Source organism: Streptomyces sp. NPDC094034, assembly GCF_040303865.1.
Classification (GTDB): domain Bacteria; phylum Actinomycetota; class Actinomycetes; order Streptomycetales; family Streptomycetaceae; genus Streptomyces.
The window spans coordinates 1-14,485 of record NZ_JBEOUD010000080.1; the positions used below are offsets into that span (position 1 = coordinate 1).

Below are 14,485 nucleotides of genomic sequence, written 5' to 3' on the forward strand. Positions count from 1 at the left end.
CTACGAGCGCAAAGCCGAACACTTCCTCGCCTTCACCAGCATCGCCTGCACCCTCATCTGCTACCGCAGATTCACCAAATGAGATGACGTCTTAACCGGCTAGCGGCGGCTAACTAGCCCACGGCATCGGTCACCAGAGCGCGCAGTCGCCGCCAGCAGATGAGTGCGCGTCCAAGGGTGAGGAAGGCTTCATGGATGTCGTCGCGAACCTCCCAGCGGATCCGCGGTCGGCGGAACCAGTGCAGGTGGGCGAATGCGCGCGCTCTACAACCCAGCGTTGCTTGCCCAGGCCGGAGCCATGTTCGGTGCCGCGGCGGGCGATCAGCGGCTTCATGCCGAGGCCCCAGACGAGACGGCGGTACTTGTCATGGTCGTAGCCGCGATCACCCAGCACCACATCGGGGCGGCGACGGGGCCGACCCCGCTTGCCCCGCACCGGCGGCACGGCCTGCAGGAGTGGGATGAGCTGGGTGACGTCGTTGCGGTTGCCGCCGGTCAAGGTGGCGGCGAGCGGGATACCGGTGGCATCGATGATCAGATGATGTTTGCTGCCCGCCCTGCCCCGGTCGACGGGGCTTCGTCCCGTCTTGGGACCCCTTTTAACGCCCGGATGTGGGAGCCGTCGACCGCCCCCGGGAGAAGTCCAGGGCGTTCGCGCTGCGGAGCCTGACGAGGAGGGCCTCGTGCAGTCGGGGCCACACACCGGCCTCGGTCCACTCGGCCAGCCGCCGCCAGCAGGTCATGCCCGAGCCGAAGGCGAAGAAGTCGGCCGCGAAGAAGGCCACCGGCCGGAAGCCGCGGTCCGCCTAGCCCAAGGCCTCGCGCACGTTCTTCTTCAGCTCCATGCGCGCTTCCACGACGTCACCGTGGTCCAGCGTCGCCCAGTACGGGTGCGTGCTGACGGCGATCGAGAGGTCCACCAGCCGCTTCGGCTTCCCGCTTTTTCTGCTCGTCTGTGTATCCGGGGCTGTCGGGCACGTCTGCCTGGCGGTTGCTGTAGGGCTGCTTGTCCGAGTCCCAGCCGGGGGCGGGGTCGACGGACCAGGGCAGGGTCGCGCACAGAGCCTGGTAGTCGGTGCGGGTCTGCTGAAGGCCGGTCTCGTGGTCGATGAGGTCCTGGGGGAAGTCGTGGGGTGCGGGCACCCAAGAATCATATATGCGTTCGAATCCATGAGCGGTGAGGCGCACCGGACCAACCCGGTGCCCGTCAGGCTGACGAGGGCATCCCCTTCGGGCCATAGAGGGCTGCGGTCTCACCAGTGATCAGAGCCCAATACCGGTCACCGAAGGACCAGTGCCACCACTCGGTGGGGTAGTTCACCAGCCCCGCGGCGGTGAGCACGGAACCCAGCAGCTTCCGGTTGGCGCGGGCTTCCGTGCTGATGTTGGCGGCGTGGGTGTAGCAGGCACCCTTACTCTCCTCGGGGTCAGCGTTCATCCGGGTGCCCAGGTCCAGCTCGCGCCCCTCGGCATCGGCCAGGGTGAGGTCCACGGCAGCGCCGGCGCTGTGCGGAGCGATGTCGGGAGGTGATACGTACCGACTCGCCGCCGAGTGGATCTGCTCGGCGGACCAGTCGGCATGGATGGCCTGCAGCTGGCTGGCGTACTTCTCGAAGTACGCGCGCTGGAGGGAGGGTGGCCGATATCCCTCAACAAACAGCAGTCGCAGGCCCTGAGGGAGAAGCTCCTGGGCCGTCGTCAGCCGCTCCACCACACCTTCCCGCAGATACGCGTAGGCATTCGCCGAGTCCTGTTTGCGTGAATCGATCAGCAACGAGTTGCCCCGGCGGACGTCTACGAGACGTTCACCGCACTCCGCAACGGGTATGGCGGCAACCTTCGGATCCGACATCAAGACGATCTCACTCATGACGTGATCATCTCGCAGGACTCAGCCGGTGAACCCTTCCGGTCACAGCACTAGCGGATCGCGCTCAGCTGCATGTCGGCGCGCTTCGTCACCTGGCCTCGCCGGAATACGGGGAGCCGGAGATGTTGAGGGGTGAGACGTACTTCCTCAGTGGGCGTGAGTATGCATAACGCGCCGCAACCTGGCCCATCTCAGAGTCGGAGCCGTCCTTCCCGGCCGCTGCCAGGGCGGTGAGCACGCGCTGGCAGCGTCGGTCAGTGCCGGCGCGACGGCCCTCGACCATGGCCTGGACGCTCGGATCGAGTGAGGTCATGCGGGTCAGTTCCGGTCTCGGGTCGGGCTGGTGCTGGCGGATACGGGGCATGCGGAGGAACCCCTGGCGGGTCTTGCGGACGACCGCGGCGGCCTGCCGGATCTCTGCGCGCTCGTCGTCGGTGAGCCGGTCGACCTCCTCGACGACCCGCTGGATCGGCTGCCGGACCCGGCGGATCTCCTCGTCGGAACGGGCAGCCTCGGCGCGCACGATGGCCTTATTACACGCTCGGCGTTGATCCGCAGGCTCAGGCAGCCGCGGCCCTGACGCCCCCCTTGCCCCGGTAGTCCGAGGTCTGCGTCTTCTTCTTCGCAGACTGCTTGGGCTGCTCGGTAGGCGTCGCGGTCGTGGCGTCCTTCTTCTGGGCGCGGAGTTTGGCGACTCGGTCGGTGACGCAGGTGTCGTACCCGCCGCACTCGCTGCGGGCCTGCTGGTACAGCGGGTCCGCGTTGGACTCCTTGGCCTTCTTCGTGGAGTCCGCGACCGCCTTCGCGTTCTGGGACTTGTGCTGGTTCGTCTGACCGGTCTTGGCGGTCGTGGTCTTGTGGACGTCCGTGGTGCGGAGCTGGTCGCTCTTGGCGGTGGCGTCCTTCTTCTGGGCGCGGAGTTTGGCGACTCGGTCGGTGACGCAGGTGTCGTATCCGCCGCATTCGGTGCGGGCCTGTTGGTAGAGCGGGTCTGCGTTGGACTCCTTGGCCTTCTTCGTGGAGTCCGCGATCGCCTTCGCGTTCTGCTTGCGGAGTTTGGCGGTCCGGTCGGTGACGCAGGTGTCGTACCCACCGCATTCGGTGCGGGCCTGTTGGTAGAGCGGGTCTGCGTTGGACTCCTTGGCCTTCTTCGTCGAGTCCGCGATCGCCCTCGCGTTCTGCTTGCGGAGCTTGTCGGTCCGCTCGGTGACGCAGGTGTCGTACCCACCGCACTCGGTGCGGGCCTGCTGGTACAGCGGGTCCGCGTTGGACTTGCGGGCCTCGGCCGTCACCCTGTCGTGCGTCTTCCGCACCTCGATGAGTTTGGGCCCGTTATGGACCAGCTCGCCCTCGGTGAACTCCTTGCCTGTGAAAGACCGCACAAGTTGTTCGAACGGGTTCATTCCCTCGTACTCGTTGTGCTCGTTGATCAGGCGCTGGGCCCGCGCGGGATCGTTCAGCGCCTCCTCAAAAGACTTCTGGTACTTGCGGCTGACGTAGTCCATGACGGCCTGTCCGGCCAGGTCACCGAGCTGCGCGGCAACCCCGGCGCGACCGCTGCCGCGGAACCCCGGGCCGAGAGGCTTCATGCTGCTGATCGCCCTCTTCTGCGACGGCGTGGTGCTGCTGGTCACCGTCTCCTTCGGTGTCTTGGCGCTGGTGGAACCCGGGCCGCGCGTCGGTGTCTTCGGGCCGCGCTTGGCCGGCTGCGTCCCGTCCTCGTCCCCGTCGATGTCCTTGCCGAGCGTGGACGGCCCGTCGTCCACCCCGCGTATGCCGAGGCTGACGGCCCCGGCGTCGCGCGGCACCGGGACCTTGCCGAAGACTTCCTGCTGCTGGGCCCTGATGGCGGCGCGCTCGTCGGGGGAGAGGCCGGGCAGGCGCTCCTTCTCGTAGAGGACGTGATTGTCCATCTTCACGGCGAAGCTGTCGGCCGTATGGAACTGCAGCTCGAAGGGCTGGCCGCTGAACGGGTCGCGCCATGTGGAGTTGATGCCCTTGTAGCCCGGCGAGTCCCAGGTGTTCTTGAACGTGATGCTCTCGAAGCCCCGCGCCTGCAGGTTATTGATCGCCTGTTGCACACTGTTGGTGTAGTTGCCGGCCGGGACCTCCATCGTGTAGCGGATGGAGTCCTTGATGTCGCCCAAGGCCCGGCCGTGGGTCGTGTTGATGTTGTCTTTGAGCATGTCCGTGGCGAGCTTGCGTTTGAGCGAGTCCTCGCCCTTGAGCCGGTACTCAAGGCCGATCAGCCTGCCGTTGTCCACCTTCGCGGTGATGGACTGCATCGACTCCGTGATACGAGGTTCCGCCTCAGCCGCCGTTCGCATGAAGTCGTCAGCAGCGGCGTTCGCTTCGCGGTCCAGGCGTAAGGCGTTCTCGCCTGCCCAGGTGCCATCCGGCAGATTGCGCCAGTCCCGGGAGTCGGGCCTGGCGGAGGGGGAATCCGCCGCTGAGGGCGGTGGTATGGGCGGGGCGGCCGCGGCGGTGGTGGGGCCGGCCAGGATGTAGCTCAGCGCGGCCACCAGGGACACGAACGCCAGTCGCCACATCGTGGGCCAGCGGCGCTGGGCCCGGGCCGGCCATGGCAGCACTCCCCGATGTTCGAGCTCATGGTTGTGCGCAGGACTGTTCATGAGAGAAGCCTTGCGGGCCGTCGAGCGGCCGGGCAATGAATCCGGCGTCCGGGACAGTCCGGATCTGTCTGCCCTGGTCAGAGGCGTTCTCCGCACTCGATTCCGCTCAACGGCGAGAGGGATTTCCAGGCGGAGACGAACCCGGACTGTCCCGGACGCCTGAAGATCTGGCGGGACACCTTCCAGTCGAAAGATCCTCCTTTGCGGGCCACGGACTCCGGGGCCACTGAAGGAGGTTGTGATGGCACAGCAGACGTTGCCCATATCCGCACGACAGGGGTCGAGGCGGGCCGTGGCCCCGGCTTCCCACAGGCGCCCGCGGGGCCGATCCTCGCTCAGGAGCAGTCAGCGGGAGGTGTGGTGGGCGGTTCCGTTCCTGATGGTGCTGTTCGCGCTGTTGTTGCTGCTCGGCGCGGGACTGACGGTGAGCGGCGCGGACGGGTCGTCGCCGACCGCGCGGCGGTCGGAGAGTCCCGCGCCCGAGCAGCCCACTGCCCCCGAGCGTCCGCAGACCCTGCTGGCGCTGCCGCAGCAGCCGGTGAAGAAGCCGGCCAATCCGTCCGGGCCCCGAGCAGGGCAGGAGGCGCTCAAGCCCGCCGCGGTGAAGAAGGTAGTGCTGCGGCCCGGTGACACCCTCTACGCGCTCGCCCTGAAGCACGGCACGACCGTCAAAGCCCTCCAGGACCTGAACAACCTGGGAACCTCGACCCTGATCTACGCCGGCGACACTCTCCGTGTGGTGCCGGCGGACGGCCACCCGGCTTCGACGAGGAGCGCTACAAGAAACGCAACACCGTCGAACGAGCGATCAACTGGCTCAAACAACACCGAGCCGTCGCGACCAGATACGACAAGCGGTTACGTCTTCGCACCGCAACAGCCGCAGCCCTCGCTATCTGGCTCCGAACATGAGCGACCGGACAAGTCCGCCCGTCGGCCGTCCGGCCCGACTCTTTGCTCCAAGGCGCTTGACCTCAAGTCAAGTTGAGTTTCTACGTTCCTCCCATGACCACTTCGAGCAGCACCGCAGCCCCCTTCGCCCCCTCCCACGACGACGCCGGCCTCATCGCCCAGCCCATCGGCTACTGGGCCAACGCGGCCGGGCAGGCCGTCGTCCAGAACATCCGGACCGCGCTCGGCGTCCTCGGCCTGACCCAGCCCGCCTGGTGGGTCCTGCACCACCTCAGCGAGCGCCCGAAGGGCTGGGGCCGCGCGGAGCTGACCGAATTCCTCAGCTACTACCCGGGCCCCGGCGATGACCTGCCCGGCGACATCGACAGCCTCGTCGCCCGGGGCCTGGTCTCCCAGGTCGAGGACGGGCACCTGCTGCGGACCGAGTCGGGCGCGGAGCTGTACTCCCGTGCGGCGGCACGGCAGTCGGAGCTGCGCCGCCAGGTGCACGAGGGCATTCCGGACGAAGAGTACGCCCGCGCCCTCAAGGTCCTACAGCGCATGATCCACAACGTGAAGGGCGACGCGTGGCACCACTGATCCGGGCGGGCGGCCCCGGTGTCAACGGACGGCGGGCCGTGGCTCTGTCGCGACTTCCGTGTTCCCTCCTTGTTGATCTTCATCGGGTGAGGAGTACGCGCTTGCGGAGCAGGTCGTGGTTCGCGCGGCCGAGCATCTGCCGCTTCAGCATCTTGATGCGGTTGACGTGGCCTTCGACGGCGCCGGAGTTCCAGTGCAGGGTGAGGCCGGCCATGACCGCGTCCCAGTCCTTGCGGAGCCCGGAGGCGAATCTCCGCAGTTCGGGGTGCTGGCTCTGCTCGGCGTCGTGGATCCACTGCTCGAGTTTTTCCCGGCCCTCTGGCGGTGGACGAGGATCTCGGCGAAGCGCGCGACGAGCTGGCAGGCGGCGTCCAAGTCGCCGCTGCGGTCGCGGAGTTCCTTGAGCACGACGCGGTCGGGTTCGGGCCGGTTGTCGGGGTGAGTGAGGATCAGGGTGGTCACCTCCCGGACCGTCGGGACCAGCGGCCGGGTAGCGGGTTTCGCGTTCTCCTGGAGCCGCAGCAGGAAGCGACGGACGGTCCGCTCGCTGACCGTCGGTCCGCGGTCGGCCAGTTCGCGGTGGAGGCGGCTGGTGCTGGTGCAGCCCTCGGCCCAGCGGGCGGCGAGGTAGGCAGCATGGCCATCGAGGCTGCTCTGCCGCCCCGTCGGCCGGGAGCCGATCAGCTCCTCCGCAGTGTCCGCCCGCATGTTCTTGCGAACGGTCTTCGGGTCGAGACGGAGCTCGGCGACGATGCCGCCGATACTCATCCCCTTGTCCATCAGCGCGTGCACGGCGGCGTGACGTTCCCGGATGCGCTGGGCCCGCGGGCCCTCGGGCTTCTCCGGCACGGTGACCTCAGGTCTCTCCGGCGGGGGCGGGACCCATTGCGGTCGGAGTCGGGCGACGAGCCGTTCGGCGGCGTCGCCCAGGTTCTGCCACAAGTGGAAGCGATCAGCGACTCGGACGGCGCCGGCGGCGCCTTCGGCGTAGTAGCGGGCCCGGTCACGGCAGATGACCTCAACCCCTGGGTGACGGGTGGGCCAGCCGGCCAACGCGTCGGCGGACCGCTCTGGCAGCAGGCCCACTGGCCTGCGGTTTTCCATGTCGATCAGGACGGTTCCGTAGTGGTGGCCCTTCTTCAGCGCGAAGTCGTCGACGCCCAGGACCCGCACCCGGCCGACCTCGGGATCGGGCAGGGCCCGGATGAGCCGCAGCATCGCGTCCTTGCCGACACCGATCGCCTGGAACTCGGCGAGCCGGGCGCCGGCCCGGCCTCCGAGGGCCAGCGCGATGGCCTCCCGAATGGTGCGTAACAGCGCGGTGCACCGGCCGTGCCGGAAGGTCAGTCCCGGGATCTGCTCGGCGAACGTCCCCTTCGGGCAGTCGGCGTTGCCGCAGAAGAACCGGCGAACCCGCAGGTGAAGGACGGTCTGCTGGTTCGATATCGCGGTGTCGGAGATCTTCCGCTCGTAGCAGCTGTGCACCCGCTCCGACACCGTGCCGCAGGCGGGGCAGACCGCCGACGGCTCCCGCCCTCGCGCCTGGATCCGGACGGTGCGGCCTGTTGTCCGCTTCAACTCGACGTGCAGGAGGGCGAAGTGCGGGAAGAGGGCGGCGAACAGATCATCAACGGACACCCGGAATGATCACGGGCCGCCAAGATCGACATCTCAGGTTTCACGGAAATCACGACAGAGCCGGCCGTCCGGGTGAGCGGACATCTCAGATCCTTGTGCGCGGACAGTTGACCTCCCTGTCCGGTACGACTATTCATCCCTCGGATGGGGGCGTGTGAGCGTTGGTGCCCCGTTGCGCTGGCGGCGCGATGGGGATATAGCGTTGCGATGATGAGACCGCTGACTGACACCACCACCGACCAGGCGCCGGCTGATCCGGCCGCCACCGACGACATGCTGGCCACTCAGCCCATCGGATACTGGAGTGGCCTCGCCCACGCGGCCGTCACCCGGCATCTGCGTGACACTATGGCCAGGATCGATGTCACGCAGCCGCAGTACTGGGTGCTCAACAGGGTGAACGGCGGGCCCGCGGAGCCGAGCCGCGAGGAGGTCGTCATCCAGCTGACGCCCCTCGCGGACGGGCCGCACGAGATCGCTCGTGTCATCGACCAACTGCTCCACCGCGGCTGGCTCCGGATCGACGCCGGGCAGCGCCTGCAGCTCACCGACGCAGGGGAGGCTGCCCGGGTGCGGCTGCGCGAGCTGGTGACCGAGCTGCGCACCGTGGTCCACGAGGGCATCAGCGACGAAGAGTACGTAGCCGCGCTCAAGGTGCTGCGCAGGATGGTCGCCAACGTCGACGGAAACGGGGGCTCGTAGGTTCTGCCTCTTTGGTCCATCGACGAACTCGTCAAGGGGACACGTTCTGACCCGGCTGGTTCAGCGGGACGACGCCCTGGCCGACGGTTGCCTGGGTCAGCGGCAGGCTGGAGCCTTCGGTGAGGACGATGTGCGCGTGGCGCAGGAGCCGGTCGACGGCGGCGGTGGCCAGCGCCGTGGGCATGATCGAATCGAAGCCTGACGGGTGCAGGTTCGAGGTGACGATCACCGACCGGCGTTCGTAGGCGGCGTCGATGACGCGGTAGAACGCCTCAGCGGCCGCCTGGCCTGAGGGCAGCATGCCGATGTCGTCGACGACGATGAGGTCGCACCGGGTGATCTTCGCGACGGCCTTGGCGACGGTGTTGTCCACAGTCGCCCGCCCGAGGTGGGCAGTCAGCGATTCCAGCGTGAACCAGCAGACCTTCATGCCTTCGTCGATCGCTTTGTTCGCGAGGGCCTCGGCGAGGTGGCTCTTCCCTGTGCCGGAGGGCCCGGCAACCGCCAGGTTCTCCGCCCGGGAGATCCACTCGAGTGTCATCAACGCGTGCTGGGTCGGCGTCGGGATCGAGGAATCCGTTTCCCGCCAGGAGTCGAAGGTCTTCCCGGACGGGAGCTGGGCGAGCCGGCGGTGGTTGCGCCGGGTCGCTTTGTCCCGGCCCTTGATCTCTTCCTCCAGCAGGATCCGGACCACTTCGGCCGGGTCCCAGCGTTGCGAACGGGCGGTCGCGAGGACCTCGGGGGCCGCCTGGCGCAAGTACGGAAACCGCATCCGCCTCAAGACTGCCTCCAGCTCGATGGGGATTGGCGGTGGTGTCGGAAAAGACGGAAGCGGGGACGGGGCGGGAACGGCCTCGGGCGGATCGGCAACAGCAGTGGTGGACAACTTCAACTGCCTTTCTGTGGAGGATTGTTCGGGCTTTCTGGTTCCGCGCCGCGCAGCGGCCCGGAACCGGTGGGTCAGGAAGCCGGGCGGCCGAAGTCGACCCAGGCGGAGGTGCCGGGCTGGACGGAGTGTGTCTCGTCGGCGACGACGAGATCGGCGGATCGGGTGCTGTGCCGGCGGTGTTGGATGATGGACATCAAGTCGTCCTCGGCGAACCGGCCCGCGGTCGCCGCGAGACCGAGTCCGAGGTCGACCTCGGCAGGGCCGATGAGGGCGGCGAGTTCGACGGCGGCGGCCATCTTCACCCGGATCCGGGTGGTGCCTGCGGCACCGGCCTCGATCAGCCAGGACTTCGCCCCGGGCCCAAGTGCGAGGAAAGCTGTCCGCCTCCTGCGGATGGTTCGGGTAGTGCGACAGGTCGATGACGGGCGCGCTGGACGTCGAACGCACCCGTCTCCACCCACTACCCCAGGCTCCTCACACCCTCGCGCTCGGCGAGTCCCGCCAGGTACTGCGGGACCAGACCGTGCGTTTCGGCTCGGTCCGCTACTCGACCCCGCCGGGCCTGGTCGGCCAGGAAGCCTGGGTCCGCGCGGACGGCGAAGAACTTGTCGTCGTAGTGAACCTGTCCCGGCTCGCGCACCGGCCGGAATGGATGCAGGGCCCGGCCGGGCTGATGGAAGTCGCTCGCCATCCCCTGTCCCTGCCAGGACGGGCCTCGGCGTCGTTGGAGGGCTTTGGTTTCGGCTGGCGCGGGGAGCCGACGCCCGCAATCGCGTCCCGGCCCAGACCGTGAATCCGGTCGGCCGCACCGCTCCTCCAAGCCGTGTGACCGATCCTGCCACCCACCCCTGCATCAAGCCCTATCGGCCGCACCGATACTCAGCATAAAAATATCGCCGGTCTTCGGTGCTGTGCGCACTGTGAAGCTGAAGGCGCAGCGTCCGTGAGGGGCGCTCATCCTTCGGAGGAGTGCGCGGTGGGAGTGGTTGTCGATGTGCATGCCCATGTGGTCGTACCGTCTGTCGAGAACCTGACGGCCGATGCGCCCGGCCGACGCGGCAGCGCGCTGCGGGCCGAGCGGGTGCAAGGTGCGGAGTCGGCTCGGGTGACCGCGGCGATGGCGGTCGCGCGGATGCCGTTGATGACCGACGTCGATCACCGCATCGCCGCGATGGACGCCGCGGGCGTGGATGTTCAGGTGATCTCGCTCAGCCCGGCGCAGTACCACTCCTGGACCCCGCCGGCCCTGGCCCGGTAGGTGACGGAGGCCGCGCACGAGGGGGTGGCGGCGCATTGCGCCGAGCGCCCGGGCAGGCTGACCGGGCTCGGGGTGGTCCCGCTGCAACATCCGGACCTCACGGTGTGGGCGCTGGAAGATGCTGTCCTGGAGTACGGATTCGCCGGTGTGGCCCTGCCGACGCACGCCGTCGACACCGGCAACGGAGCCGACGGTGCCGGTGCGGGAATCATCGACTTCTCCGACGACCGTCTGGCGCCGTTGTGGAAGCGTGCCGAGGACCTGGGCGCACTGCTGTTCGTCCATCCCATGGGCACCACCGCCGGCGAACGTCTGGCGCGGTGGAATCTCGCCAACACCCTGGGCCAGCCCTTCGAGCACGCGGTCGCTCTGTCCCATCTCGTCCACGGCGGTGTGCTGGACCGGCATCCGCGGCTGCGTGTGCTCTTCACCCATGGCGGTGGATTCCTCCCCGGCTACCTGGGACGCGGTGACCACGCCTGGCAGGTCCGCCCGGACGCGCGAAGCTGCCGGAAGCCACCCAGCGCCTATCTGCGGGATGTCTATTTCGATTCCCTGGTCCATCAGGCCGGCCCTCTGCACGCGCTCATCCGGGCCGCGGGCCCTTCGAGGGTGCTGCTGGGAAGCGACTTCCCCTACGACATGGAGCAGCCCGGTCCGGTCGCCTGGCTGGACGGTGCGGGTGTCTCGTCCGACGCGCGCGACGCGATTCTCGGCCGGAACGCGGAGCGGCTCGGCCTGGTCCCCGATTCAACCGGAGAGGAAACGGAATGACCCGTCAAGACATCGTCCGGTGCAGATGGTCGTCGGACGACGACGCTGACCGGTTCACGGTCGACGACCCCTCCACCGGTCAGCCGTGGGTCGTCGTGCAGGGCGGTGGGGCGCCTGAGGTCGACCGGGCGCTGAGGGCTGCCCGGGTGGCGCAGCGCTCCTGGAGCAGGCGCCCTGTGGCCGAACGCAGCCAGTACCTGCTGCAGGCCGCCCGTGCCGTGCGTGAGCACGCCGACGAGCTGGCCGAGTTGGAGGCCCGGGAGGTGGGCAAGCCGCTCGGCCAGGCGCGGCTGAACGATCTCCCGGCAGCCGTGTCGATCTTCGAGTTCTTCGCCGGTGTGATGCATGACCTGCCGAGCTCCGCGCGCGCCTCGGCCGACATGCTCGACGTGACTGTGCTCGCCCCCTATGGAGTCGTGGCCGGCATCATTCCGTTCAACTGGCCGCCTATTCACGCCGCCGGGAAGATCGCGCCGGCCCTGGCGGTCGGTAACGCCGTGGTCGTCAAACCGCCGGAGCAGGCCCCGATGACGATCCTGCGGATCGTCGAACTGCTGCAGGATGTTCTTCCCGACGATGTGGTGCACGCACTGCCCGGCGGTTCGGCCGCGGGCGCGGCTCTCGTCTCCCACCCGCTGGTCGGCAAACTGTCCTTCACGGGTGCGCCCGCCACGGGGTCCGCCGTTCTGAGAGCCGCCGCGGACAACCTCACTCCCGCGGTCATGGAGCTCGGGGGAAAGAACGCGATGATCGTGTTCGCCGACGCCGACCTCGATGCCGCGGTGGCGACGGCGGTCGACGGCGGTTTCTTCAACCAGGGGGAGGCATGCACGGCGGCCTCCCGGCTGCTGGTCGAGCGACCCGTGTACGAGACGTTCCTGGCCCGGTTCGGTCCGGCGGTGGCGAGACTGCGGGTGGGCGCGAGCCTGGAGCCCGGCACCCACGTCGGCCCGCTGGTCACCGCCGCTCAGCAACGCAGCGTTCTCGACCACCTCGCCCTCGGCCGGCGCGAGGGGGCACGGGTCGTCGCCGAAGCCGCCCTGCCGGAGGCCGCACATCTGGCGGGCGGTTTCTACGTGGCGCCCACCGTGTTCGCCGATGTGCGTCCCGATATGCGCATCGCGCGGGAGGAGATATTCGGGCCCGTCGTGACGGTCATTCCGTTCGACACGGAGGACGAGGCCGTCACCATCGCCAACGACACGGACTTCGGCCTGGTCGGGTCGGTCTTCACCGGCGACAACGCGCGCGCCCTGCGTGTCGCGGACGGACTGGACGTCGGGATCGTGACGGTCAACAACTACGACCGGCGCCCGAACGGCACCCCTTTCGGCGGCGTGAAGCACAGCGGCTTCGGGCGGGAGCACGCGAAGGAGACGCTGGCGGAGTTCGGCTACAGCAAGACCGTCCGCCTGCCTGTCGGTCAGATCCCGTCCCCGCGGTGGAGCGCGGTGGCCGAGGTCCTGGTTGTGTCCGGGCAGAAGGGCGGATCCGCATGCGCTGGGTGAGCTTCCGCGTCGGCGGCGACGGCCCGCAGCGCACCGGCGTGCTGGACGGTGGGACCGTCCGTGCGCTGGATCCGGGGATGACCCTCCTCGCCCTGCTGCAGGACGGGCGTCTGGACGAGGCGGGCGAGAACGCGTCCCGCAGCCCGGCAGAGGTGTTCGCGGTGGATGAGATCGTTCTCCTGCCTCCGATCCCGCGACCGCCGTCCCTGCGCAGCGGCCTGTGCTTCCTCGACCACCTGCGCAACTGCCGGCGCGTTCTGGGGGACGACAGCGACCTGGGCGCCCTGTGGACCGACGAGCCGGCTTTCTACTTCTCCAGCCCCGCCGCGGTGATCGGGCCGACCGAGGATGTCGCCGTACCACCGGGTTGCGCGTGGTTCGACCTGGAGCTGGAGGTGGCGGCGGTGCTGGGCCGGCCGGGCCGCGACGTGAGCGTGCGGGAGGCGGAGTCCTGCATCGCCGGTTACACACTGATGTGCGACTGGAGCGCGCGCGACTTCCAGAGTGACGAGATGCGCAGGGGACTGGGGCTGGCCAAGACGAAGGACTGCGCCACGACCCTGGGGCCCGCTCTGGTTACTCCGGACGAGTTCGCGGAGTTCGGTGGACTGGCGGCGTGCACGCTGTCCGCGCAGGTGGACGGCCGGACGCTGACGACCGGCCGGACGGCCGACATGGACTGGACGTTCGCGGAGCTGATCGCGTACGCCTCCCGCGGCAGCGATCTCGTCGCGGGTGATGTGCTCAGCTCCGGCACCGTTCCCGGCGGGTGTCTGCTGGAGCACCTCGACAGACCGCCTGCCGAGTACTCCGGCTGGCTGCGCCCCGGCAACGAGGTCGTCCTGGAGGGCGACGTGCTGGGCCGGACATGCCAGCGCATCGTCCGCGGCGACCGTCCCGGTCGGAGTCGGAAGTGACCGCGGTGGCACACCAGGACGGCGAACTGCGGCAGGTCGCCAAGGACGTCTGGGCCTGGGTCGCGCACAGCGCCGGCTGGGGATACAGCAATGCGGGGCTGGTCCGCGGCAGCCGCGGCGGCCTGCTGGTCGACACCCTCTACGACCTGCGTCTGACTCGGCGGATGCTGGACGCGATGGCGCCCGTGCTGGGCACTGTGCCGCTGACGGACGCACTCAACACCCATGGCAACGGCGATCACTGCTTCGGCAACGAACTGCTGCCCGCGGCGACCCGCATCCATGCCGCGCCCGAGGCCGAGGGCACGTTGCGCGCCGAGCACCCGGGCTACATGGCGAGCCTGCGGAGCGCGGACCTCGGACCGGTCCTGGGCCCGTACGTCCAGGCGTGCTTCGGCGGCTTCCACTTCGAGGAGGTCACGCTCCGGCTGCCCGACACCGCGGTCACCGAACCCACGAGCGTGGACCTCGGCGGCGTGGACGTGCTGTTGCTGCCCATGGGGGCGGCCCACTCGCAGGGCGACGTCGTCGCGCACATTCCGGATGCCGGTGTGCTGTTCGCCGGCGACCCGCTGTTCATCGGCGTCACCCCCGTCATGTGGGCCGGACCCGTCGCCAACTGGGTGCGTGCCTGCGACCGGCTCGCGGCACTCGACGCGGAGGTCGTCGTACCCGGCCACGGCCCCCTGACCGACCAGGCGGGCATCGCCCGGCTAGGTCCTGTCCGGTCGATCTTCGCGGGCCCGCGACGCCTGGCACCGCACCTCGCCGCGTTGTCGTCAGTCGCCCAAGTACGTCCAGTACA

Annotated in this window: 16 protein-coding genes and 3 pseudogenes; 9 read left to right on the plus strand and 10 right to left on the minus strand. The window is 68.8% G+C overall.

Annotated features, from left to right (window positions below):
* Nucleotides 1-113: 113 nt before the first annotated feature.
* The 6 genes and pseudogenes from ABTZ59_RS36045 to ABTZ59_RS36065 form a co-directional block, all read right to left on the minus strand.
* Nucleotides 114-755: pseudogene (locus ABTZ59_RS36045) on the minus strand (IS5 family transposase); the annotation flags it as partial.
* 51 nt (nt 756-806) lie between these two features.
* A complete protein-coding gene (locus tag ABTZ59_RS37495) occupies nt 807-908 on the minus strand; it encodes a DUF8825 domain-containing protein (RefSeq protein ID WP_503003862.1) in 102 nt (33 codons plus the stop codon).
* Nucleotides 862-1,143: a DUF8825 domain-containing protein gene (locus ABTZ59_RS36050; protein ID WP_351425180.1), complete on the minus strand. Its 282-nt coding sequence runs from the start codon at nt 1,141-1,143 to the stop codon at nt 862-864. Before ABTZ59_RS36050 ends, ABTZ59_RS37495 begins: the two co-directional genes overlap by 47 nt.
* Before the next feature lie 64 nt (nt 1,144-1,207).
* Entirely contained in the window at nt 1,208-1,870 is a 663-nt protein-coding gene (locus ABTZ59_RS36055) for a M15 family metallopeptidase (protein WP_351425183.1), read from the minus strand.
* 88 nt (nt 1,871-1,958) lie between these two features.
* Entirely contained in the window at nt 1,959-2,393 is a 435-nt protein-coding gene (locus ABTZ59_RS36060; protein ID WP_351425188.1) for a hypothetical protein, read from the minus strand.
* Nucleotides 2,394-2,430: 37 nt separating this feature from the next.
* Nucleotides 2,431-4,503, minus strand: coding sequence for a hypothetical protein (locus ABTZ59_RS36065; protein ID WP_351425191.1), 2,073 nt, complete (start codon nt 4,501-4,503; stop codon nt 2,431-2,433).
* A 741-nt stretch (nt 4,504-5,244) separates the two neighbouring features.
* Here ABTZ59_RS36065 and ABTZ59_RS36075 point away from each other — a divergent pair.
* Both ABTZ59_RS36075 and ABTZ59_RS36080 read left to right on the plus strand, forming a co-directional pair.
* Nucleotides 5,245-5,415, plus strand: a pseudogene (locus ABTZ59_RS36075) (IS5/IS1182 family transposase); the annotation flags it as partial.
* A 93-nt stretch (nt 5,416-5,508) separates the two neighbouring features.
* Nucleotides 5,509-5,994, plus strand: coding sequence for a MarR family winged helix-turn-helix transcriptional regulator (locus tag ABTZ59_RS36080; RefSeq protein ID WP_351425196.1), 486 nt, complete (start codon nt 5,509-5,511; stop codon nt 5,992-5,994).
* A 79-nt stretch (nt 5,995-6,073) separates the two neighbouring features.
* Here the strand turns inward: ABTZ59_RS36080 and ABTZ59_RS36085 are convergent, their stop codons facing one another.
* Nucleotides 6,074-6,358 carry a transposase gene (locus ABTZ59_RS36085; protein WP_351425231.1) on the minus strand — a complete coding sequence of 95 codons (285 nt, stop codon included), beginning with the start codon at nt 6,356-6,358 and terminating at the stop codon, nt 6,074-6,076.
* Nucleotides 6,359-6,363: 5 nt separating this feature from the next.
* Nucleotides 6,364-7,632 (minus strand): annotated as a pseudogene (locus ABTZ59_RS36090) (ISL3 family transposase); the annotation flags it as partial.
* A gap of 210 nt (nt 7,633-7,842) precedes the next feature.
* On the opposite strand from ABTZ59_RS36090, the gene ABTZ59_RS36095 reads away from it, so the two are divergent.
* Nucleotides 7,843-8,334: a MarR family winged helix-turn-helix transcriptional regulator gene (locus tag ABTZ59_RS36095; protein WP_351425199.1), complete on the plus strand. Its 492-nt coding sequence runs from the start codon at nt 7,843-7,845 to the stop codon at nt 8,332-8,334.
* Nucleotides 8,335-8,365: 31 nt separating this feature from the next.
* Here ABTZ59_RS36095 and istB read toward each other — a convergent pair whose 3' ends face one another.
* Nucleotides 8,366-9,106 carry an IS21-like element helper ATPase IstB gene (gene istB, locus ABTZ59_RS36100; RefSeq protein WP_351425204.1) on the minus strand — a complete coding sequence of 247 codons (741 nt, stop codon included), beginning with the start codon at nt 9,104-9,106 and terminating at the stop codon, nt 8,366-8,368.
* Between the two features lie 188 nt (nt 9,107-9,294).
* The gene (locus ABTZ59_RS36105) at nt 9,295-9,519 is read right to left on the minus strand and encodes a hypothetical protein (protein WP_351425208.1); all 225 of its coding nucleotides are present in this window, start codon (nt 9,517-9,519) and stop codon (nt 9,295-9,297) included.
* A gap of 122 nt (nt 9,520-9,641) precedes the next feature.
* On the opposite strand from ABTZ59_RS36105, the gene ABTZ59_RS37500 reads away from it, so the two are divergent.
* From ABTZ59_RS37500 to ABTZ59_RS36135, 6 genes are all read left to right on the plus strand, one after another.
* Complete coding sequence (locus tag ABTZ59_RS37500; protein WP_503003861.1) at nt 9,642-10,016, plus strand: Mu transposase domain-containing protein; 375 nt, start codon at nt 9,642-9,644, stop codon at nt 10,014-10,016.
* 183 nt (nt 10,017-10,199) lie between these two features.
* A complete protein-coding gene (locus ABTZ59_RS36115; RefSeq protein WP_351425214.1) occupies nt 10,200-10,481 on the plus strand; it encodes a hypothetical protein in 282 nt (93 codons plus the stop codon).
* On the plus strand, nt 10,482-11,255 hold the full coding sequence (locus tag ABTZ59_RS36120) for an amidohydrolase family protein (RefSeq protein WP_351425217.1): 774 nt from the start codon (nt 10,482-10,484) through the stop codon (nt 11,253-11,255).
* Nucleotides 11,252-12,763 carry an aldehyde dehydrogenase family protein gene (locus ABTZ59_RS36125; RefSeq protein WP_351425221.1) on the plus strand — a complete coding sequence of 504 codons (1,512 nt, stop codon included), beginning with the start codon at nt 11,252-11,254 and terminating at the stop codon, nt 12,761-12,763. Before ABTZ59_RS36120 ends, ABTZ59_RS36125 begins: the two co-directional genes overlap by 4 nt.
* Nucleotides 12,751-13,680: a fumarylacetoacetate hydrolase family protein gene (locus tag ABTZ59_RS36130; protein ID WP_351425225.1), complete on the plus strand. Its 930-nt coding sequence runs from the start codon at nt 12,751-12,753 to the stop codon at nt 13,678-13,680. The genes ABTZ59_RS36125 and ABTZ59_RS36130 overlap by 13 nt, the downstream gene beginning before the upstream one ends.
* On the plus strand, nt 13,677-14,485 hold an 809-nt coding region (locus ABTZ59_RS36135; RefSeq protein WP_351425227.1), incomplete at its 3' end, for an MBL fold metallo-hydrolase. The genes ABTZ59_RS36130 and ABTZ59_RS36135, both read left to right, overlap by 4 nt.

Coding starts and splice junctions, on each gene's coding strand:
- ABTZ59_RS36125 (WP_351425221.1), top strand. CDS start 11,252: ATGACCCGTCAAGACATCGTCCGGTGCAGATGGTCGTCGGACGACGAC.
- ABTZ59_RS36055 (WP_351425183.1), bottom strand. CDS start 1,870: ATGAGTGAGATCGTCTTGATGTCGGATCCGAAGGTTGCCGCCATACCC.
- ABTZ59_RS36065 (WP_351425191.1), bottom strand. CDS start 4,503: ATGAACAGTCCTGCGCACAACCATGAGCTCGAACATCGGGGAGTGCTG.
- ABTZ59_RS36105 (WP_351425208.1), bottom strand. CDS start 9,519: ATGGCCGCCGCCGTCGAACTCGCCGCCCTCATCGGCCCTGCCGAGGTC.
- ABTZ59_RS37500 (WP_503003861.1), top strand. CDS start 9,642: ATGACGGGCGCGCTGGACGTCGAACGCACCCGTCTCCACCCACTACCC.
- ABTZ59_RS36080 (WP_351425196.1), top strand. CDS start 5,509: ATGACCACTTCGAGCAGCACCGCAGCCCCCTTCGCCCCCTCCCACGAC.
- istB (WP_351425204.1), bottom strand. CDS start 9,106: ATGCGGTTTCCGTACTTGCGCCAGGCGGCCCCCGAGGTCCTCGCGACC.
- ABTZ59_RS36130 (WP_351425225.1), top strand. CDS start 12,751: ATGCGCTGGGTGAGCTTCCGCGTCGGCGGCGACGGCCCGCAGCGCACC.
- ABTZ59_RS36095 (WP_351425199.1), top strand. CDS start 7,843: ATGAGACCGCTGACTGACACCACCACCGACCAGGCGCCGGCTGATCCG.